Genomic DNA, 19,298 nt, shown 5'->3' with positions numbered 1-19,298 from the left:
TCGCCCCGTCCAACTGCCCGTGCTGCTTTAAGCGAGAACCATGAGAACCACGATTGATCGCGCCACTACTCGAGCGCACTTTTTTTACGCTAAACGTCTGGTGATCAAGGCGCTGCTGGCGGGCGCTCTTGTGTCAGGCATGACGCAAGCGAGCCACGCCACCGAACCGAGCGAGCGCACGTTGGCCGATGCCTGGCTGGAAACACTCTCTCAACAGGCGACGCCCATCAGTTGGAGCCATGCCTATGCTCTCCTGCTCCCCGACCAGCAGCGCCAACCACAACAGCGGCGCTACTTGACCGAAGAGCTGGGCACGTTAGTAATAAGTGCCCAAGTGACAGGTAATACGATTTACGCTCAGGCGCTTTTGAAGTGGCAGGAAGCACTGCGCAGTTTGGAAAATGAGGCGGTGCGAAGCCCTCAGCGGCTGGACTTACTGGCATTGGGCACTCATCTGCGCGAGGCGCCGCTGCTGGGAAACGTGGCCTATTGGGGCGTCTGCGATATTCCTGATTGGGTCGAGGTCTGGGGTCTACAGGGCGTTAGTCGAGCCGCTTGGCGACCCAATATGACGATCGACGATGTTAAAAAAGCGCTGCCAGAACACGCGTTCAAGAACGTTGACCATGCGTATCTGATAACGCCCCAAGGCAATGTATTACGACGAGGCATTGCGGCCTGGAACCACGAGGCAACACCTCTTGCCCCCGGCAGCCGCTTGCTCATCGAGCTGCCTAATCGGCAAGGGCTGATGGGTGCGTTTGCCTTTCCCGGCACGACGGAAGAACCGGATATCATCAATCAGCGGCTGCCAGGCGTGTTGGCCGCTCAACTCCCTGGCGATCAATGTACTCAATGGCACGCTCCCTAGTTCACTTTTTGGCTCCCTCTTTCTTTCGCGGTTACTTACCTGCGCCAAAACCACCTGTATTGGCGCGCATCACGCTGGTCGCTTTCTTTTTGCCCAACGTGGCCGCCGCCGATGGCCTGGCCGGGCAGCTGGGCCATGGTCAAAGCGATTTCGGCGGTGTGGGCATTATGCAAACGCCCACCGCGCGCATGAACCCGCTAGGTGAAATGTCGGTGAGCGCTAGCCGCACCGAACCCTATCGACGCTATAACGTGTTTGTCCAACCCACCCGCTGGTTCGAAGGCGGTTTTCGCTACGTCTCCGTTGAGAACCGGCCAGGCCCGCTGTATGACCGCAACCTGGATAAGGGTTTCGATGCCAAACTGAGGCTTTTGGAAGAAACCCGCTACTGGCCACAGCTGGCCGTGGGCGCACGCGATATAGGCGGTACCACGCTGTTTGGCGCCGAATATGTGGCCGCCAGTAAACGCTGGGGTAATTTCGATTTCACCGCAGGGCTGGGCTGGGGCTACCTGGGGGCCGCAAGCGATATCGACTCTCCCTTTGGCTGGCTGGCGGATCGCTTCGATAATCGTTCGGCCAACAGCGGCTCAGGCGGCGGCGAGCTCAATTTCGGCCAGTACTTTGCGGGGCCCGCGGCGGTTTTCGGCGGTGTAGAGTACCAGACACCCTGGGATCCCTTGATCCTGCAGTTCGAGTACGAAGGCAACGATTACTCCAATGAACCCCAGGACAATGATCAGGTTCAGGATAGCCGCTTCAACGTGGGGGCGCGCTTGGCCATTAGCGACAATGTGGAGCTACATACCGGGTGGCAGCGCGGCAATACGGCCATGGCGGGCATCACTTTCAACCTCGACCTCAACGGGCTTGACCAGTTAAAAAACGACCCACCTCCACAGCCGCTGGACGCCGCGCCGCAGGCAAGCTGGGCCGCGGCCAGCCAAAGGCTCAACGAAAATGCCGGCATGCAGGTGGAGCGCATCTCCCGCCAGGGCGATAGCCTAACCGTTACCGCCAGGCCCGGGCGCTTTCGCTCTCTGGCCCAAAGCGAGGGGCGCGCGAACCGCATCCTGAACGCCCAGGCCGATGAGGAGATCGAAACGTTCCGCTTTGACTGGGAGGAGCGAGGCTTGCCGCTGCGCGAAAGCGTTCATGACCGTGAGCAGTTCGTACAGGCAACGACCTCGGCCGATCATGAGTACGCCTATCGATACGGCATTTATACCCATGCCAGATTAGAAAATGGTGCCGGCGAGACGCTGCATCAAGCGCCGGCTCAGCGCTTCAACTGGCAGTTGGGACCCCGGCTCGATCAAAACTTCGGCGGCCCGGATGGCTACCTTTACCGTCTAAAAGCCCAGCTCAGCGCCGAGTATCAAACCGACCCCAACGGCTGGTTCTCCGGCAGCATGGCCTGGACAGTGGCGGATAACCTGGGCAACTACGAATATATTGCCAACTCTCGGCTCCCCAGGGTGCGTACATTTGTAGGGGATTACCTGTCGGAGTCGCCCTTCGGTATCGAGAACCTGCAGTACACGCGCACGGCCAAGGTGAGCGATAACGTATACGCCATGGGCTATGGGGGGATACTGGAAATGATGTACGCCGGCGTCGGTGCCGAGTGGCTGTACCGCGAGTTCGACGCTCCCTGGGCGCTCGGCGCGGACATCAACTGGGTGCGCCAACGCGACTTCGACCAGCGATTCGACCTACGTGATTACAGCGTTTGGACAGGCCACATCAACGCCTATGTGGAAACCGGCGTGGAAGACGTGCTGGCCAAACTGAGCGTGGGTCGTTACCTGGCCGGTGACATAGGCGCCACGCTGGATCTTTCCCGCGAGTTCGACTCCGGCGTTCGCCTAGGCGCCTTTGGCACCCTGACCGATGCCGGCGATGATTTTGGCGAGGGCAGCTTCGACAAGGGCCTCTATCTCACCATTCCGCTGGATGCGTTTTTTACCTTCTCTAGCCGCAATAGCACGACGCTTAGGTGGCAGCCGCTCACCCGCGACGGCGGCGCACGTTTGAGCCGCCGGTACGACCTTTACACCATCACCCAGGAGCGCGACCTGGATCGCTATTGGCAGCAATACGACACCCTGTGGCAGTAACCTTTCGATCAGACAATATGGTGATCGATACGTGATGCTCGTTGCACAGCGCCGACAAGATTAGTCGTTGCTTAAAGCGGAAATGAACGCACTAAAAAGGGGGCCATTAGGCCCCCTTGCTTATTCACTAAACACGTCTCAAGGAATGAGACGCTCAGCCCGCAGGCGAGTGAACAGATCGAAAAACGCGGCGCGGGTTTCGCGGAAGTGGTCGAAGCCGAAATCGCGCATCTTGGTCACGTCGTTGACGCACTCCTGCTCGCGGCCAAGGTCGGCATCGGAGTGCCACCAGGAAGCCAGCTTGGCGACATCCGGCTCGGCCAGATCGTGCTTCTCGGCGATCTGCTGCCAGACACCGGCGCTATCCTTCATCTGCTCTTCCAGCGGCTGCGGCGTGGCGGGGCATTCGGCCACCTCCAGCTCGAAGAACTCGCCGATTTCCTGCCACATCCGGCGCCAGCGGAAGATATCGCCGTTGACGGTGTTGAACGCCTCGTTGTGCGCGCCCGGCGTCGTGGCCGCCCACTCCATCTGGCGCGCCAGTACCAGCGAGTCGGTCAAATCGGTCAGCGCGTTCCACTGGGTTTGCGAACCCGGGAAGGTGAACGGCTGGCCGGTTTCCTTGCAGATCGAGGCGTAAACGGCCAGCGTCGTGCCCATGTTCATGGCATTACCCACCGCATAGCCGATCACCGTGTGCGGGCGGTGCACGTTCCAGCTAAATCCGTCGCGCTCGGCGGCGGCGAACATCGTATCTTCCAAGGCGTAGTAGAAGTTGTCACCAGGCACGCGCGGTGCGGACTCGCGAAACGGCGTCTCCACCTTACCGCTGCCATAGCTCTCGAAAGAGCCCAGGTACTGCTTGGTGCCGGTAACCAGCGAGACGTGCTGGATCTTTCTGTCCTGCAAGGCGTCGAGCAGGTTCTGCATCATGGCGCCGTTAGCCTTGACGTTCTCCTTTTCGCTGTCCCGCTTGATCCAGGTGCAGTAGAACACGTGGGTGATGGGCAGGTCGGCCAGCGCCTTGTCAGTCGCCTCGCGGTCGAGCAGATCGGCGGTGACGGGAATGACACCGCTTTGCTCGGTCGCACGACGCGACAGCCCGTAAACGGTCCAGCCGCTGGCGTTGAGATAGCTTGCCAGATTGCCTCCGGTGATGCCGGTGGCGCCTACTACGAGCGCATTACCTTTACGCATGATGCCTCCTTCGATGAACGTGTACTGCCCGCTTTTCTCGAGGCCTTGTGACCTTTTCACGGCGAGCGATGACATTCATTCTGGTAAGAGACGTTAATTGCTACAATTGGAAAAATCGCAAATATTTATTGCATCAGGTGCAACCCGATGGATCTCAACGCTCTACGCGTGTTCGAACGTGTCGCCGCCACCGGCAGCTTCACGGCGACCGCCCACCACTTTCACCGCGCGGTATCGTCCATCTCACGTCAGATAACGGCGCTGGAAGAGTCGCTTGGCCAGCAGCTTTTTTACCGCCACACCCGGGCGGTAACCCTGACCGAAGCCGGTGAGCGTTATTACCGCGATATCCGCGAAATCCTTGGTCAGCTCGACCTGGCAACGGAGGCGCTGCAGGCGCCGGGCAGCGAGCCTTCCGGGCTTTTGCGCATCAATGCGCCGGTCGCCTTCGGCCAACGCCAGATCGTGCCAATCCTGCACCGTTTTCAGCGCCGCTACCCTGCTATCAAAGCGGAGTTGATGCTAACCGATCAGCTGACCGACCCGGTCAAAGAGAGTATCGACATCACCTTTCGGGTCGGCGAGCTTTCGGACACCACGCTGGTGGCAAGGCGCCTGGCCCCCATGAACTACGTGGTGGCCGCCGCCCCCGCCTACCTTGAACGCCACGGCGCACCGCAGACGCCCGAAGCGCTTTGCCAGCACGACTGCCTGCTCTACCAGGGTGAAATGGGGCGCCAGCGCTGGTATTTCGAGCAACCGGAGGCCAGCAGCCCTCTAATCTGCAAGGTCGAAGGCTCGCTTTACAGCAATAGCGCCGAGAGCCTGCTGCAAGCGGCGCTGATGGGCCAGGGGCTGGTGATGTTCCCCACCTGGCTGATCGCCGACGAGCTCGCCCGTCGAGCGCTGACTCCCGTGCTGCAAGCGTGGCGTGGCGAAGTGGCCCCTACCCGGCGCGACATTCACGTCCTGTACGGCCAGCGACGCCTGACCGCGCCCAAGGTCAGCGCCTTTCTGGAGCACCTGTTCGAAGAGCTGGGCGACGTACCGCCTTGGGATCGCTGGCAGGAGCGCATAGCGGACGAAACACCGCCATACGCTCACCGATAAAGACGCCACCATAAAAAAGAGAGGCTGGCGCCTCTCTTTAACGTTTTGCTTCGCTCACAGCATCCGAGGCAACCAGGTAGCCAGGCTCGGGAAGATGACCAGAAGCGCCACCAGCAGCATCGAGCAGAGGATATAGGGAATGGCGGCGGAGTAGATTTCTCGCATGGTGGTACCCGGCGGTGCCACGCCCTTCATGACGAAGAGCAAAAGCCCCAGCGGCGGCGTGGAGAAGCTAATCTCCAGCGCCAGCAGGACGACCACGCCGAACCAGATCAAATCGAACCCAAGCGCCTGGGCCAGCGGGAAGAAGATCGGCACGGTCAGCATCATGATCGAGATCTGCTCCATGAAGGTGCCTAGCACCAGCAGCACGGCGAACATCGCCATCAACATCAGGATGGGCGATAGATCGAAGCTGGTGGCCCACTGAATGAGCCCGCCAGAGGCACCGGAGAAACCGAGCAGTTGGCTAAAGGTCGCCGAGCCGAACACGATCAGATACGCCATCAGCGTGACCTTAAGCGCCCCGATCACCGACTGAGTGAACGCCGCCCAGGTCATGCAGCGAAAGATAAAGCCCAGAATGATGACCCCGAGCGCACCGAAGGCCGCCGCCTCCGACGGCGTGGCGAAACCGATCAGCATGAGCGCCACGATGATCACCATGACGCTGAGCATGGGCAGAATATCGGTGACGATCAGCTTGAGTTTGGCCGCTAGCGGCACCGGCTCGAGCTCGTAAACCGGGGCAGCGTCAGGATCGCGCCGGGTCTGGATGAAAATGGTGGCCATGTAAAAACCGGCCAAGGTCAGCCCCGGCAGGATGCCGGCGATGAGCAGCGCGCCAATGTCGATCTTGGCAAGCGTGGCGAGAAGCACCGCCAGCGCCGACGGCGGAATGATGATCGCCAGCCCCCCGGTCCCGAGAATGGGGCCGATCGCCATTTTCTTCTTGTAGCCCCGGCGCTCCATCTCGGGTACCAGAAGCGAGCCCATTAGCGCTGTCGATCCCATGGAGGAGCCGCTGAGCGTGGAAAAGGCAGTACCGCCCACCACGGTGACGTAGGAGAGCCGGCCGGGCACCTTGCCCATCAGCTGATCCACGGCGTTAAACATCTTCATGCCGAGCCCCGTACGAAAGAAAAGCTCGCCCATCAAGAGAAACAGCGGAATCGGCACCAGGTTGAAGCTCGAAAGCGCGCCAAAACCGTTGTTGAGCATCTGTACGATGCCCGCCTGCCCGCCCATGAAGTGCCAGGCCCCGATGACGTTGGCCGCTAAAAATGCCAGCGCGATAGGCGTGCCCACCGCCATGAAGAAAAGAATCAGCGAGAGTAGAAACGCCAGCGCAAAATACCATTCCATCATTCCTTGATCCCCGCTTCGCCGCTGTGAAGAATCTCCGGGCCGATGACGAAGCGGCCAAACTCGACCGCCATCAGGGTAAAGCTGACCGGAAAGACGATGGTGAGTATCCACTTGGGTACGAAAAACGCGCGCACGTCATAATCGCTGCGTTCGATATTGAGCAAAAACAGATCCAGCCCCTTCCAGGCGAGCACCACACTGACCAGCACGCAGACCAGCGCAACCGCACGGCTGAGAATATTGAGCATGGCCGGCGGCAGTATCGAGGTGAGCAGTTCGATGTGCACGTGCCCTTTCTGACGCACAAGCCAGGGCGCACCCAAAAGCGTCAGGTAGAACATGGCGTACTCGGTGGAGAGAAAGAACCACGCCGAGGGCTGTAGCCCCAGATTACGAATCACGACCGAGAGCACCACCGCCACCATCAGCCATACCAGCATGATGGCGGCAAGCAGTGCCATGCCGTTGAGCAGCAGCAAATAGCCGCGTTGTGCATAGCGCATAGAAACCCCGAGGCAGTTGGAGTCCTGCAGAAAGACGCCGGGCAATGACCGGCGTCTTGAGTGCGTTAAAAGCTGGCCAGTTTATAGGTCGTTGAACTTTTCGATCAGCTCATCGTAATGCTCGAGGCCCATCGGGTGACGCTCCATCTGGCCTCGCATACGCGCCCAAGTCGCTTCGCGGGCGGCATCGGCATAGCGCTGGGCCGCCTCACCTTCCAAAGTAACGACGTTCATCCCGTCTTCTTCGAGCTCGGCCTGCTGCTCGATGGCACGCTCGGCCATCTGCTCGGCACTGTCGCGCTCGTGTTCGATCGCCACTTCCTGAAGAATCTGTTGAGACTCGGGGCTCAACTGGTTCCACTTGTTCAGATTGACGATCACACCCATGTCGGTAGAGAAAAATGCCGGGTCGATCCGGTAGTTCAGAAAGCTGTCCCAGTTGAGATCTTTCAGTCCGATCTGCGTCCAGCCCGTGGCGTTCACGACGCTGCGCTCGAGCGCTGAATAGACATCGGTAGTGGGCAGGCTGATCGGCTGCGCGCCGAGATAGTCCTGGAAGAAGGCGTCATACACGGGGTTACTGCGCAGCCGAAGCCCCGAAATATCCAGGTCACCGTTTTCATCGAGGCCCGGCTCGTCGATGGTGTAGAGGTTGTAGCTCACGCCGCTATCGAACCAGCCCAGATAGTAAGTGCCCATCTTCTCCTGATGGATCTCGTTGAGCAGGTCGATCCCACCGTTTTCGCGGGCGTAGATGGCATTGGTGTTCGAGGCGACCATGGCATCGCGTTCGGGCACGGTGCCGGCGTAGAAACTTGCCGCGGTGTAGGCCATATCCACGACGCCGTTGCGCACCGCCTCCGGCTGCTCGGAAAGACCAATGACCTCGGGGCCGCCTCGTACGTTGATCTGAACGACACCTTCGCCGCGCTCGTTCACTTTATCCACGAACTCCAGAAAGCTCTGGGTATAGATCAGCGACGGCGGAAAGGCGTGAACGGCGTTGATTTGATCGACGGCGAGCGCCGGAACGGAGGCTAGCGCGGCCACTATGCCGAGCGTCAAGGGGGCTTTTTTCATGGGGAGTCTCCTGTAGATATTATCATTGGTACGACTGTCGATTGCCGGTACGCCTGTTCATTGGAATGGCTATTAGCGTACGTGACGATACTGTATAACCGTTGAGGCATGGCGCTTTCCGAAGAAGGTTGAATCGCCGAGGCCTCTTTCAATCACCCCTACCCTTTGCCGATCAAAGGCGCGCCCCCCGGGTAGGGCTGCGCCCAGGGAAATCGCTCGGCGTAGGTGGCGGCGAATGTTTCGATATCGCCTTCATGTTGACGGGTCATGTCGATATCGTCCCAGCCGTTGAGCAGCTTGGTGCGCCAGACCGAGTTGATCGTAAAGGCCACCTCGAGCTCGCCAACGCGAATGCGCTGCTCGCGTAGATTCACCTCGACCGGCGCCACCTCGCCAAGCGCCTTTAGCAAACGCTCGGCATCTTCCTCGTTGACCACCGCAGGCAGCAGGCCGTTATTGACCGCGTTGGAGGCGAAGATATCGCCGAAACTCGGCGCGATCACACAGCGAAAACCGCCGTCGACTAGCGCATAAACCGCCGCTTCCCGCGAAGACCCCGCCCCGAAATTGCGCCGGCTCACCAGCGCTTCGGCCTCATCGGCGCCGGGCTGGTTGAGGGGATAGTCAGGTGAGGGCGCGCCGTGGGCGTCGCGACGCACGTCGAACAGAAGAAACTGCCCGTAGCCGACGCTGCGCGGCTCCTTCATGAAACGCGCGGGAATCAGCTGGTCGGTGTCCACGTTGGCGTGCGGCAAGCCGATGCCAGTGGTGGCTAAAATCTCGATGGGTTTCATGAGTGCCCCCCGTCGGTGTGGGCGCCTGGCGCCAGCGTACGAATATCGGTCAGCCGCCCTTCGAGGGCGGCGGCGGCGACCATGGCGGGCGACATCAGGTGAGTGCGCGCCCCCGGGCCCTGGCGCCCCTTGAAGTTACGATTGGTGGTCGAGGCGCAGCGCTCACCGCTGGGGACCATGTCGCCGTTCATGCCCACGCACATCGAACAGCCCGAATGGCGCCACTCGAGCCCGGCGTCGATGAAGATACGATCGATACCCTCCTCTTCGGCCTGCGCCTTGACCTGGGTAGACCCGGGTGACACGACACCGGGCACGCGGCTTTTACGCCCGTTCAAAATGGCCGCGGCGGCGCGCAGGTCTTCGATACGGGCATTGGTGCAGGAGCCAATGAACACTCGATCGATGGCGATATCGGTGAGTTTCTGACCCGGCGAAAGCCCCATGTAGTCGAGACTATCGCGAATCTGGCGCGCCCTGGCTTCCTCGATATCGCCCGTGAGCGTCGGCAGGTAACGATCGATAGGCAGCGCTTCCTCCGGCGAGACACCCCAGGTGACGGTGGGCGCAATCTCCGAGGCATCGATGACCACGTCCTGATCGAAAACGGCGTCGGCATCGCTATAAAGCGTGGACCAGTACGCGCAGGCCTGATCAAAAAGCTCGCCTTTCGGGCTGTAGGGCCGGCCCTTCAAATAGTCGAAGGTGGTTTGATCCGGCGCGATCATGCCGCACCGGCCGCCGCCCTCGATGGACAGATTGCAAAGCGTCAAACGCGCTTCCATCGAAAGCGAACGGATCGCCTCGCCGGCATACTCGATGGCAAAGCCGCGCGCGCCGTCGGCGCCCAGCCGTGAAATCCAGGTCAGCGCGATATCCTTGGCCGTCACCCCGGGCGAGAGCTGCCCTTTCAAAGTGATGCGCATTACCTTGGGCTTGGTCTGCCAAAGCGTTTGGGTGGCCAGCACATGGGCGACCTCGGAGGCGCCAATGCCAAAGGCGATGCTGCCAAACGCCCCATGGGTCGCTGTGTGACTGTCGCCACAGACCATGACGAGCCCGGGCTGAGTCAGCCCCTGCTCCGGGCCCATGACGTGAACGATGCCCTGGCGCGGGTCATCGAGCCCGAACAGCGTGACATCGTGTTTGGCGGTATTGTCGGTGAGCTGTTCGATCATGGACCGAACCTTGGGATCATTCACCTCATCGAGGGTGCGCGATAGCGTCGGCGCGTAGTGATCGGCAATGCCAAAGGTCAGGGCGGGCCTGGCCACCGGCAGATGGCGTTCTTCGAGCTTGTTGAAGGCATGAAAGGAGCCTTCATGGACGAAGTGGCGGTCGATCCACAAAAGACTTTGCCCACTGTCGCTGCGGTGCACCTCATGGGCGGACCACACCTTGTCGAATAGCGTTTGGGGAGTGCTCATGATGTTCGCTGTCCCGGCCTGTGCCACTGATGCGGCACCGTTTTATTAGTGGGGGCGGTCGTCACGCCCTGGGCAGCTTCCAGCCTGTCTTGGGTCGACGGGGGAATGGCTACCACTTTTTCTCTACAGCTTTTTCTCTACAGCTTTTGCTACACAGCTTCATCTACAACTAGCGCAAATCTGAAGCACCGGTCAAATGTATTTTTTAAAATTTATAACCGGTATTAAAAATAATACATCCAAAACACGTTCGTAAAGCGTTTCATGCCGTCGAATCGGTAGGCATGCCTCCTACTCTGGGCTCCCAATAGCGTGAGCTGTCGTCGCCATTGCGCTCGAGATCGATCTGGAAACGGTAGCGGTCGGGGCGATAGAAAGCCTCCAAATGCTCGACGCCCCGCCCCTCTTCATCGAACACCACGCGCGTCAGCGAAATCAGCGGCGAGCCAACCGACACCTCCAGCGCTTGGGCGAGATCGTGACTTGCAAGCGTTGCAGAAATGGATTGCGAGGCGTGATCCACGTTAACACCGCTGCGCTCGAGCAGAACGAACAGCGGCGTATTGGCGAGATCCGCCTCGCTGTAGTGCAGGGCGATCTTTTCGGGCACGTGGGTGATCAGGTAGGAGAACGGATTGCCGTCTACCATGCGCACGCGTACCGAGCGCTGCGCCCTGGTGTTCGGGGCCATGCCCAGACGCTCGGCGATCATTTCCGGCGGTGGTGCATAGCCGAACTCCAGCAGCCGCACCTGGGAGGCCTGGCTCATCTTCACCATGTTGGGCATTAGATTCGAGACGTTCGCCGTCATCACCGTGGCCTCCAGCGGCTGCTTGAGCACCACCGTACCTACCCCGGCCTTGCGCTCGACGAGGCCGCTCGCCTGCAGCGCCTTGATGGCGCGGCGCACCGTCACTCGCGATACGCCGTGCTGCTCGGCCAGCCGGTTCTCACCCGGAAGCTTTTCGGCCGGAGAAAGGCGGCCGCTGAGAATGGCATCCTTGAGCAGCAAATAAATGCGATGCGACTTCGTCCCTCCCACGGCCGAGGTATTTGCCTCGCTCATCCTTGTTCCCCCACATCGTCAAAAAATTTTCCAGCGCACTTGACGCGCCCCACTTTGTAGACATAAAAATGTATCAAATTTAATACATTTAAACGACTCATCGATTCCCATGCCCGTGACCAACAGCACGTGGCCAGAACCATGAGCTCAGAACACGGCTCTGCCACGCCCTGAGTAACACATATCGCGGGCATTTCGTAGCGGCAACCCGGCCAGGAGGCCAGCCATGGAGAGTAACGCAAGCGAGCGGCGCGGTAGCGATAAAACGCAGGTGCGCGCGTTTCTCGCCGCCATGCAAGCGCGAGACTTGGCGAAAGCCAAGCGGTTTCTCGCCGAGCGCGTCGTGCTGGAGTTCCCTGGGGCAGCGCCGATGGCAAACCTTGAGGACGTCGTCGCTTGGGCAGGCAGTCGTTACCAACACGTGAGCAAGACCCTTCACGGCGTGGATCACTGCGTCACGCCACTCGAGTCCATCGTCATCTGCCACGGCGTACTCGACGTGACTTGGCTGGATGATACGACGTCCACGGGCGTGCGCTTTATCGACCGCTTCGAGCTAAAAGATGGCCTGATCATCCGCCAGCAGGTCTGGAACGATCTGGCGCTTGCGCGCCCCCACCTTGCCCCTGCGGGCACTTCCCCCTTCTAAAGAGAGCCTTATGACACAAAAAACCATCTCCCCACCGAGTCTCACACGCCTGTTGCAGGATCCTTCCATCGTGGTCGCCCCGGGCGTGTTCGATGCCCTTGGCGCTTCGCTTGCGGAGCAGGCCGGCTTCGATACGGTCTATCTCTCCGGCGCCAGCCTCGCTTATACCCAGTTGGGGCGGCCGGATATCGGCCTTTTGAGCATCACCGAAATTTGCACCGCCATGTCGCATATTCGCGAGCGCACGAACCTTTCCGTGGTCGTGGATTGCGATACCGGCTTTGGTAACGCCATGAACGTGATGCGAAGTGTGCGCCTTCTGGAGCGCGCCGGCGCTAACGCCATTCAGCTCGAGGACCAGACGTATCCCAAGCGCTGCGGCCACCTCAAGGGCAAGACCCTGGTATCCAAAGGCGAAATGGTCGGTAAATTGCATGCGGCACTGGACGCCCGGCAAAGCGAAGACACGCTCATCATCGGGCGTACCGATGCGCTGGGCGTCGAAGGCACCGATAGTGCCATCGAGCGCGCCCAAGCTTATTTCGAGGCGGGCGTGGACATGCTGTTCATCGAAGGCATCCGTACCGACGAGGATATCGACAAGATCATGTCCCGGTTCAAGGGTAAGGTGCCCATCATGGCCAACATGGTCGAAGGCGGCGACACGCCGCTGCAAAACGCTCAGGCGCTGGAAGCCCTCGGCTTCTCGCTGGTGATCTTCCCCGGGGCGCTGGTACGCGCGATCACCCACATGGCGAGCCGCTTTTTCGCCACGCTGAAGCAGGACGGCACCACCGACGCCTTTCGCGACCAGATGCTCGATTTCAAAGAGCTCAACGATTACCTGGGCACCCAGAAAATGCTCGAGCTGGGTGAGCGTTACGAAGAGCGCTGATGGCAGGCGGCTCGCTCCAATAAAGAGGGGGTTAAACAACGCCCCGTTCGAAAAACGACGCTTTAAAAATAACCATGTCAGGAGACAACCATGCAGACGACGGACAAGACGGCCAAAGAGATCTTTCATGACGTCATGGCAAACCCGCAGCGGGTGCCTTTCGGCTTTGGCAAGAAAGCGGTACTCGTCAACGTCGACCCGCAAAAGGCCTACACCCGCACGGATCTGTTCAAGACCGCCTACGAGACCGACCCGAAACAGCTCGAGTACACCAATCAACTGGCCCGCGGCTTTCGCGCGAAAGGCTGGCCGGTGGTCTGGACCCACGTGGCCTTTCTCGACTCCGCCGAGGATGCCGGCGTGTGGGGCACGCGCACCGATACCCCGGATTCGCTGCAGAACATCAAGTACGGCTCCGAGCGCGCCGAGTTCGACGAACGCGTCGAGATCGACCACGCGCGTGATGTGATTTACACCAAGCGCATGCCCTCGGCCTTTTTCGAAACGCCGCTGCAGTCGCTTTTGGTGTGGCATCAGGTGGATACCGTGATCATTACCGGCGGCTCAACTTCGGGCTGCATTCGCGCCACCGCCGTCGAGAGCCTGTCGCGGGGCTATCGCACCATCGTGCCGATGGAGTGCGTAGCGGATAAACACGAGAGCTACCACTACGCCAACCTGACCGACCTGCACCTTAAATACGCGGACGTCATGCCGGTGGCCGACGTGCTGGCATGGCTCGAAGGCTGAGGAGCAAACAATGAAAGAATCCCTTGGCGTGTACGACTACTGGGCCTATGACCAGCGTCCCAAAATCGAGTGGCCGGGTGGCGCAAAAGTCGCTTTCTGGGTCGCGCCCAACATCGAATATTATGAGCTCGACCCACCGCAAAACCCCAGCCGCAAACCCTGGCCGCACCCGCACCCTTCGGTGCCCGGCTACAGCATCCGCGACTACGGTAACCGGGTGGGCCATCAGCGCCAGATGGCGCTTCTGGACAAGTACGGCGTGCGCGGTTCGGTCTCGCTTTCGACGGCGCTTTGCGAGCACCATCCGGACATCATCCGTATGTGCCAAGAGCGCGATTGGGAGTTCTTCAGCCACGGCATCTACAACACGCGCTACACCTACGGCCTGAGCGAGGCCCAGGAGCGCGCAATGATCCGTGACAGCATGGAAACCATCCATCGCCATACCGGCCAGGCCTGCGCTGGGTATCTGGCACCGGCGCTGTCGCACTCCGAGCGCACGCTGGACCTTTTCGCCGAGGTGGGCGAGGAACTCTTCGGTGAGCGCGGCGGGCTCTACACCTGCGATCTATTCCACGACGACCAACCCACACCGGTCAACGTACGTTCCGGCAAGCGCTTCATCTCAGTGCCCTACTCCATGGAAATGAACGACACCATCGTGTATGCGGTGAACAAGGTCGAACCGCGCCAGTACGCCACCATGCTCAAGCGCCACTTCGACCGCCTGTACCAGGAGGGCGCCGAGTCCGGCACGGTGATGTGCATTCCCACCCATAACTACCAGGTGAGCTGCCCTCACCGCATCAAGGCGTTCGAGGAGGCGCTGGAGTACATCACTGGCCATTCGGACGTGTGGGTGGCGACCGGCCGGGAAATCGCCGAGTACTACCGGGCGCACTATTTCGATGCCGCGCTTGAAAGCATTCAGGCGCAGAGCGCCACCGCACTCAGGGAGACTTGATACCATGGCACTCAACGACGACTACCTGGAGTACCCGCTGCGCCGCTATGGCTACGACCACGACCGCTATGACTGGTCGATGCTCGGTGAGCGCGCGCCCATCACCTGGCCCGGTGGCAAGACACTGGCGGTCTGGATCAACGTGTCGCTGCAGTTCTACCCGCTCAACCAGCGCGGCGAGCCGTTCAAGGTGCCCAACGGCATGACCATGCCCTATCCGGACCTGCGCCACTTTTCGCTGCGCGATTACGGCAACCGGGTGGGCGTCTATCGGGTGCTCAAGGCCCTCGAGCAGTACGCCATCACGCCGACCTACGCGATCAATGCCCAGCTCGCCGAGCAGACGCCCTATCTGGTCAAGCGCCTTCAAGAGCACGGCGGCGAATTCATCGCTCACGGCTGGAACATGGATCACCTGCACTACGGCGGCCAGCCCGTCGAGGAAGAGGCCGAGCTGGTCAAGCGCTCGGTGGAGACCCTTAACCGCGTGACCGGCCAACGCATTCGCGGCTGGCTCAGCCCCGCCAAGCACCAGAGCTTCAACACGCCGGATCTTTTGACCGAGAATGGCATCGAGTACTGCGCCGACTGGGTCAACGACGAGCTGCCCTACGCCTGGAAAACCGCCGCGGGCGAGCTCACCATGATACCGCTTACCACCGAGATCGAGGATCAGTTCGTCATGAGCCAGAACCTTCACTCGGAGGATTCCTGGGTTGCGCAGGTGAAGGACGCGTTCGATTTTCTACTCGAAGAGTCGCGGCACGCCGGCGCTCGCCTGTTCACACTCAACCTTCACCCCTGGCTCGTCGGCCAGCCGCACCGGATTGCCTGTCTCGAAGAGGTGCTCGCCCATATCGCCCAACATGAGGAGGTCTGGCAGGCGCCGGCGGGCGAAATTCTCGACGCGTTCAAGAAAGCTCAACCCAACGACGAAAAGGGAGCTGTCTAATGGCCGTTCGCTCCTGTCACGCGTCAGAGGCTTTCGATTTTCACCTACCGCTTCTCATCATCGGTGCCGGCGCCTGTGGGCTGGTGGCGGCGCTCAAGGCGCGTGAGGCGGGTATTGAACTCGCCGTGCTCGAACGCGATGCGCTGCCCCGCGGCAGCACCGCGATGTCACAAGGCTTCATTCCCGCCGCTGGCACTCGCTTTCAAAAGGCACTGGAAGTCGATGACACCCCCGGCCTCATGGCCGAGGATATTCAGCGCAAGAACGGCTTCGAGGCCGATCAAGCGATCGTCGAGCTGCTGGCCGAGCAATCGGGGCCGACCGTGGAGTGGCTGGCCAACGATCACAGCGTGCCTTTTGAGCTGGTCGATGGCTTTCTCTACCCCGGCCACCGGCGACTGCGTATGCACGCCACGCCTCGGCGCACCGGCGAGGAGCTAATGGGCGCACTTTTGAACGCCGCCGAGCGTGCCGGCGTGGATGTTCTCACCCAAGCGCGGGTCGAGGACCTGCACGTGGACGAGGCCCAACGGGTGCGCGGCGTGACGATCACACGCCCCGACGGCAGTCGCGAGCGTATTGGCTGCGACGCCCTGATTCTGGCCTGCAACGGATACGGCGGAAATGCCGAGTTGGTAAAGCGCCACATTCCCTCGCTCAAGGAGGCGCTCTACTACGGCCACGAGGGCAACCAGGGCGATGCGCTGCTCTGGGGCGAGGCGATGGGTGCGAGCACGAAGGACCTGGCCGCCTGCCAGGGCCACGGCTCGCTTGCCACCCCGCACCAGATTTTGATCAGCTGGGCACTGATGATGCAGGGCGGCTTGCAGGTCAACGTGCTGGGGGAGCGCTTCTCCAACGAGCACGGCGGCTACTCCGAGCAGGCCGCCAACGTACTCGCCCAGCCCGAGGGCATCGCCTGGAATATTTTCGACGAACGTATTCATGAAAACGCGCTTGAGTTCGAGGATTACCGTAACGCCTTTGACGCCGGCGCGATACGCGCCTTCGACACGCTAGAGGCCTTGGCCGAAAGCCTCGACCTGCCGCTCGCCGCACTGGAGTCGGCCGTCGACGATATGCATCGCCACTCCCGAACGCAGACACCGGACACGTTCGGCCGCGTTTTCGAACCCGCCAACCTGCTGTCACCGCCTTACTACGCCGTCCGCGTTACCGGAGCGCTGTTTCACACCCAGGGCGGACTCGAAGTGAATCCCCAGGCACGAGTGCTGGATACCAACGGCCAGAGGCTGCCCAACCTGTTCGCCGGCGGCGGCGCAGCGCGGGGCGTTTCCGGCGCCGGCGATAGCGGCTATCTCTCGGGCAACGGTCTATTGAGTGCCGTCGTGCTGGGCGCCGTCGCCGGGCAAAGCGCGGCGGCGCTTTTACAGGCCACCGACAACGAGGCCTGATATCCCGGCGTTGATGCGGCGGCATCGAGACTTTTGCCAAGGCGTTGATTTCGTGGTTTGCTGGCACGCCCCAATGCGCCACCACGAGCATCACTCATGTTTCATCTGCTGATTTCACTGCCCTGCCTGATCGTGATTCTCCGGGTACTGGCGCCCTTGGCTTGGCCGCTTTGGAGTAAGGTCGTACTCTCGGCGATGTTGCTGCTCGTCTCGCAGCACCACCTTTTGACCCAGCTCGCCTTTGGCAGCATGTTCTCGCCGGAGGTGCCTCGAGCGGTGGTGCTGCTCGTCAATACGCTGTTTGGGGCGATGCTCTTTCTGGCGCTGATGCAGCTCGCGGTCGATGCGCTCACCCTGGTGCTGGCGCTGATCAAACGCCGCAAGCTCAGTATCCCCGCCGCGCTTCGCTACGCGCTAAGCCTAGTGGCGTTAGCCGTGGCCGCCTTCGCCGTGAGCCAGGCCGCGCGGGTGCCGACCCTCAAGGAGGTCGATATCGCCATCGACGGGCTGCCAGAGGCGTTCGAAGGCTATGAGATCGTGCATCTGACCGACCTGCACATCAGCCGGCTGTTCCAAGCGCCTTGGGTGGAAGACGTAGTCGAGAAAACCAACGCGCTCGGCGCGGACGTCATCCTGATCACCGGCGACCTGATCGACGGCACTCTGGAAGCACGCCGTGACGATGTCGCCCCGCTTACCTTACTCACCGCCCCCGACGGCGTGTTCGCAAGCACTGGCAACCACGAGTACTACTTTGGCTATGAGACATGGATGGCGCACTACCGCACGCTCGGTATGCGCACGCTTTCCAACGAGCATGTGGTGATCAAGCGCGGCGACGCCGCGCTGGTGCTGGCCGGGGTCAACGACGCCTCCGCCGCCGAGCACGGCGATACGGGGCCGGACGTTACCAAAGCGCTCGAAGGAGCGCCTCCCGGCGCCCCGGTCATCCTGCTCGACCACCAGCCGCGAAACGCGCGCCGCGCGGCTGGCCAGGGTGTCGATCTGCAGCTTTCCGGCCACACCCACGGCGGCATGATGGTGGGGTTCGATCGGCTGGTGGCGCGCGCCAACGAAGGCTTCGTTTCGGGCCTCTACGCGCTCGACGGCATGACGCTATACCTCAACAGCGGCACCGCGCTCTGGCCCGGTTTCGCCCTGCGTTTGGGCAAGCCGTCAGAGCTTACGCGCATTACGCTGCACGCGCGCTGAGCCGGTCGAGTAAGCGCTACGTCCAGCGACCCTCACCCAACGCGTCGAGCGGAATTTTCAGGTAGCGTTTGCCGTTGGCTTCCGGCTCGGGCAGACGCCCGCCCAGAGTATTGACCTGCAGTGCGTGCAGAATCAGCTTGGGCATGGGCAGCTCGCTGTCGCGCTGTTGGCGAAACGCCACGTACTGCGCCTCGCTTTGTTCCGCCAGGTGCGGGTTTTGCTCGCGCTGCTCGGCGACGCTGCTTTGCCAGGCCGGGGCGCGACCGCCCGGGCAATAATCGTGGCCGGTGAACAGCCGGGTCTCGTCGGGCAGGCTTAGAATCTGCTGAATGGAGCGCCACAGCGCGCGGGCGTCGCCGCCGGGGAAGTCCGCCCGGGCGGTGCCGAAATCCGGCTGAAAAAGCGTGTCGTGAACGAACGCCGCATCTTCTACCACGTAGGTGATCGAGGCCAGCGTATGGCCCGGCGAGTGCATCACCCGCGCCTTTAGCTCACCAATCTGGAACGTATCGCCTTCGGCGAACAGCCGGTCCCACTGGCGCCCGTCCGTGGGCATCTCCGGCCAGTGGTAGATCTCCTTCCACAGTGCCTGCACTTTCGTTACGTGCTCGCCGATCGCGGTCGGCGCTCCGGTCTTTTTCTTTAGATACTGCGCCGCGGAGAAGTGATCCGCGTGGGGGTGGGTATCCAGTATCCACTCGACGCGTAGCTCGTGTTTCGCCACGTAGTCGAGCAGCTCGTCGGCGTGGTAGGTGGCGGTGGCGCCGGATTTCTCGTCGAAATCCAGCACCGGGTCGATGATCGCGCAGGCCTTGGTGGCCGGGTTGCTGACGATGTATTGAACGCTACCGGTGCGCGGGTCGTAAAAGCCCGCCACCTCAGGCTGGCCTGGTTGAACGGCGGGCGAGTGCTGGAATGTTTTCAT

The 19,298-nt window shown here is 61.2% G+C and carries 18 protein-coding genes; 10 read left to right on the top strand and 8 right to left on the bottom strand.

Annotated features, from left to right (window positions below):
- The first annotated feature begins 40 nt into the window (after positions 1-40).
- Both ACGLWX_RS17230 and ACGLWX_RS17225 read left to right on the top strand, forming a co-directional pair.
- Complete coding sequence (locus tag ACGLWX_RS17230; RefSeq protein ID WP_396241565.1) at positions 41-871, top strand: capsule biosynthesis GfcC family protein; 831 nt, start codon at positions 41-43, stop codon at positions 869-871.
- Positions 872-930: 59 nt separating this feature from the next.
- On the top strand, positions 931-2,991 hold the full coding sequence (locus ACGLWX_RS17225) for a YjbH domain-containing protein (RefSeq protein WP_396241563.1): 2,061 nt from the start codon (positions 931-933) through the stop codon (positions 2,989-2,991).
- Between the two features lie 138 nt (positions 2,992-3,129).
- On the opposite strand, the gene ACGLWX_RS17220 is transcribed toward ACGLWX_RS17225, so the two are convergent.
- Positions 3,130-4,188, bottom strand: a complete 1,059-nt coding sequence (locus ACGLWX_RS17220) for an SDR family oxidoreductase (protein ID WP_396241561.1) — start codon at positions 4,186-4,188, stop codon at positions 3,130-3,132.
- 147 nt (positions 4,189-4,335) lie between these two features.
- Between ACGLWX_RS17220 and ACGLWX_RS17215 the strand changes: the two genes are divergently transcribed.
- Complete coding sequence (locus ACGLWX_RS17215) at positions 4,336-5,298, top strand: LysR substrate-binding domain-containing protein (protein ID WP_396241559.1); 963 nt, start codon at positions 4,336-4,338, stop codon at positions 5,296-5,298.
- Positions 5,299-5,352: 54 nt separating this feature from the next.
- On the opposite strand, the gene ACGLWX_RS17210 is transcribed toward ACGLWX_RS17215, so the two are convergent.
- The 6 genes from ACGLWX_RS17210 to ACGLWX_RS17185 form a co-directional block, all read right to left on the bottom strand.
- Complete coding sequence (locus tag ACGLWX_RS17210; RefSeq protein ID WP_396241557.1) at positions 5,353-6,666, bottom strand: TRAP transporter large permease subunit; 1,314 nt, start codon at positions 6,664-6,666, stop codon at positions 5,353-5,355.
- Positions 6,663-7,169 carry a TRAP transporter small permease gene (locus ACGLWX_RS17205; protein ID WP_252109641.1) on the bottom strand — a complete coding sequence of 169 codons (507 nt, stop codon included), beginning with the start codon at positions 7,167-7,169 and terminating at the stop codon, positions 6,663-6,665. Before ACGLWX_RS17205 ends, ACGLWX_RS17210 begins: the two co-directional genes overlap by 4 nt.
- 81 nt (positions 7,170-7,250) lie before the next feature.
- Positions 7,251-8,249, bottom strand: coding sequence for a TRAP transporter substrate-binding protein DctP (gene dctP, locus ACGLWX_RS17200; protein ID WP_252109640.1), 999 nt, complete (start codon positions 8,247-8,249; stop codon positions 7,251-7,253).
- Positions 8,250-8,407: 158 nt separating this feature from the next.
- On the bottom strand, positions 8,408-9,043 hold the full coding sequence (gene leuD / locus ACGLWX_RS17195) for a 3-isopropylmalate dehydratase small subunit (RefSeq protein ID WP_396241555.1): 636 nt from the start codon (positions 9,041-9,043) through the stop codon (positions 8,408-8,410).
- Entirely contained in the window at positions 9,040-10,470 is a 1,431-nt protein-coding gene (gene leuC / locus ACGLWX_RS17190) for a 3-isopropylmalate dehydratase large subunit (RefSeq protein WP_396241553.1), read from the bottom strand. The genes leuD and leuC overlap by 4 nt, the downstream gene beginning before the upstream one ends.
- Before the next feature lie 262 nt (positions 10,471-10,732).
- On the bottom strand, positions 10,733-11,536 hold the full coding sequence (locus tag ACGLWX_RS17185) for a GntR family transcriptional regulator (protein WP_396241551.1): 804 nt from the start codon (positions 11,534-11,536) through the stop codon (positions 10,733-10,735).
- Between the two features lie 226 nt (positions 11,537-11,762).
- Between ACGLWX_RS17185 and ACGLWX_RS17180 the strand changes: the two genes are divergently transcribed.
- The 7 genes from ACGLWX_RS17180 (at position 11,763) to ACGLWX_RS17150 (ending at position 18,373) form a co-directional block, all read left to right on the top strand.
- Positions 11,763-12,185, top strand: coding sequence for a nuclear transport factor 2 family protein (locus tag ACGLWX_RS17180; RefSeq protein WP_396241549.1), 423 nt, complete (start codon positions 11,763-11,765; stop codon positions 12,183-12,185).
- A gap of 10 nt (positions 12,186-12,195) precedes the next feature.
- Complete coding sequence (locus ACGLWX_RS17175; RefSeq protein WP_252109635.1) at positions 12,196-13,080, top strand: oxaloacetate decarboxylase; 885 nt, start codon at positions 12,196-12,198, stop codon at positions 13,078-13,080.
- Between the two features lie 90 nt (positions 13,081-13,170).
- Positions 13,171-13,830 (top strand): isochorismatase family protein, encoded by a 660-nt coding sequence (locus tag ACGLWX_RS17170; RefSeq protein WP_396241547.1) that lies wholly within the window; start codon positions 13,171-13,173, stop codon positions 13,828-13,830.
- A gap of 10 nt (positions 13,831-13,840) precedes the next feature.
- On the top strand, positions 13,841-14,794 hold the full coding sequence (locus tag ACGLWX_RS17165) for a polysaccharide deacetylase family protein (protein ID WP_252109633.1): 954 nt from the start codon (positions 13,841-13,843) through the stop codon (positions 14,792-14,794).
- A 4-nt stretch (positions 14,795-14,798) separates the two neighbouring features.
- Positions 14,799-15,746, top strand: coding sequence for a polysaccharide deacetylase family protein (locus ACGLWX_RS17160; RefSeq protein WP_396241545.1), 948 nt, complete (start codon positions 14,799-14,801; stop codon positions 15,744-15,746).
- Entirely contained in the window at positions 15,746-17,161 is a 1,416-nt protein-coding gene (locus ACGLWX_RS17155; RefSeq protein ID WP_396241543.1) for an FAD-dependent oxidoreductase, read from the top strand. Before ACGLWX_RS17160 ends, ACGLWX_RS17155 begins: the two co-directional genes overlap by 1 nt.
- A gap of 96 nt (positions 17,162-17,257) precedes the next feature.
- Entirely contained in the window at positions 17,258-18,373 is a 1,116-nt protein-coding gene (locus ACGLWX_RS17150; protein ID WP_396241541.1) for a metallophosphoesterase, read from the top strand.
- Between the two features lie 16 nt (positions 18,374-18,389).
- On the opposite strand, the gene ACGLWX_RS17145 is transcribed toward ACGLWX_RS17150, so the two are convergent.
- Positions 18,390-19,298, bottom strand: a complete 909-nt coding sequence (locus tag ACGLWX_RS17145; RefSeq protein ID WP_396241539.1) for an MBL fold metallo-hydrolase — start codon at positions 19,296-19,298, stop codon at positions 18,390-18,392.

The organism is Halomonas sp. HMF6819 (assembly GCF_044335525.1).
Classification (GTDB): domain Bacteria; phylum Pseudomonadota; class Gammaproteobacteria; order Pseudomonadales; family Halomonadaceae; genus Vreelandella.
This window is presented reverse-complemented; position numbering and strand designations above follow the sequence as displayed.

Coding starts and splice junctions, on each gene's coding strand:
- ACGLWX_RS17230 (WP_396241565.1), top strand. CDS start 41: ATGAGAACCACGATTGATCGCGCCACTACTCGAGCGCACTTTTTTTAC.
- ACGLWX_RS17220 (WP_396241561.1), bottom strand. CDS start 4,188: ATGCGTAAAGGTAATGCGCTCGTAGTAGGCGCCACCGGCATCACCGGA.
- ACGLWX_RS17215 (WP_396241559.1), top strand. CDS start 4,336: ATGGATCTCAACGCTCTACGCGTGTTCGAACGTGTCGCCGCCACCGGC.
- ACGLWX_RS17210 (WP_396241557.1), bottom strand. CDS start 6,666: ATGATGGAATGGTATTTTGCGCTGGCGTTTCTACTCTCGCTGATTCTT.
- ACGLWX_RS17205 (WP_252109641.1), bottom strand. CDS start 7,169: ATGCGCTATGCACAACGCGGCTATTTGCTGCTGCTCAACGGCATGGCA.
- dctP (WP_252109640.1), bottom strand. CDS start 8,249: ATGAAAAAAGCCCCCTTGACGCTCGGCATAGTGGCCGCGCTAGCCTCC.
- leuD (WP_396241555.1), bottom strand. CDS start 9,043: ATGAAACCCATCGAGATTTTAGCCACCACTGGCATCGGCTTGCCGCAC.
- leuC (WP_396241553.1), bottom strand. CDS start 10,470: ATGAGCACTCCCCAAACGCTATTCGACAAGGTGTGGTCCGCCCATGAG.
- ACGLWX_RS17185 (WP_396241551.1), bottom strand. CDS start 11,536: ATGAGCGAGGCAAATACCTCGGCCGTGGGAGGGACGAAGTCGCATCGC.
- ACGLWX_RS17180 (WP_396241549.1), top strand. CDS start 11,763: ATGGAGAGTAACGCAAGCGAGCGGCGCGGTAGCGATAAAACGCAGGTG.
- ACGLWX_RS17175 (WP_252109635.1), top strand. CDS start 12,196: ATGACACAAAAAACCATCTCCCCACCGAGTCTCACACGCCTGTTGCAG.
- ACGLWX_RS17170 (WP_396241547.1), top strand. CDS start 13,171: ATGCAGACGACGGACAAGACGGCCAAAGAGATCTTTCATGACGTCATG.
- ACGLWX_RS17165 (WP_252109633.1), top strand. CDS start 13,841: ATGAAAGAATCCCTTGGCGTGTACGACTACTGGGCCTATGACCAGCGT.
- ACGLWX_RS17160 (WP_396241545.1), top strand. CDS start 14,799: ATGGCACTCAACGACGACTACCTGGAGTACCCGCTGCGCCGCTATGGC.
- ACGLWX_RS17155 (WP_396241543.1), top strand. CDS start 15,746: ATGGCCGTTCGCTCCTGTCACGCGTCAGAGGCTTTCGATTTTCACCTA.
- ACGLWX_RS17150 (WP_396241541.1), top strand. CDS start 17,258: ATGTTTCATCTGCTGATTTCACTGCCCTGCCTGATCGTGATTCTCCGG.
- ACGLWX_RS17145 (WP_396241539.1), bottom strand. CDS start 19,298: ATGAAAACATTCCAGCACTCGCCCGCCGTTCAACCAGGCCAGCCTGAG.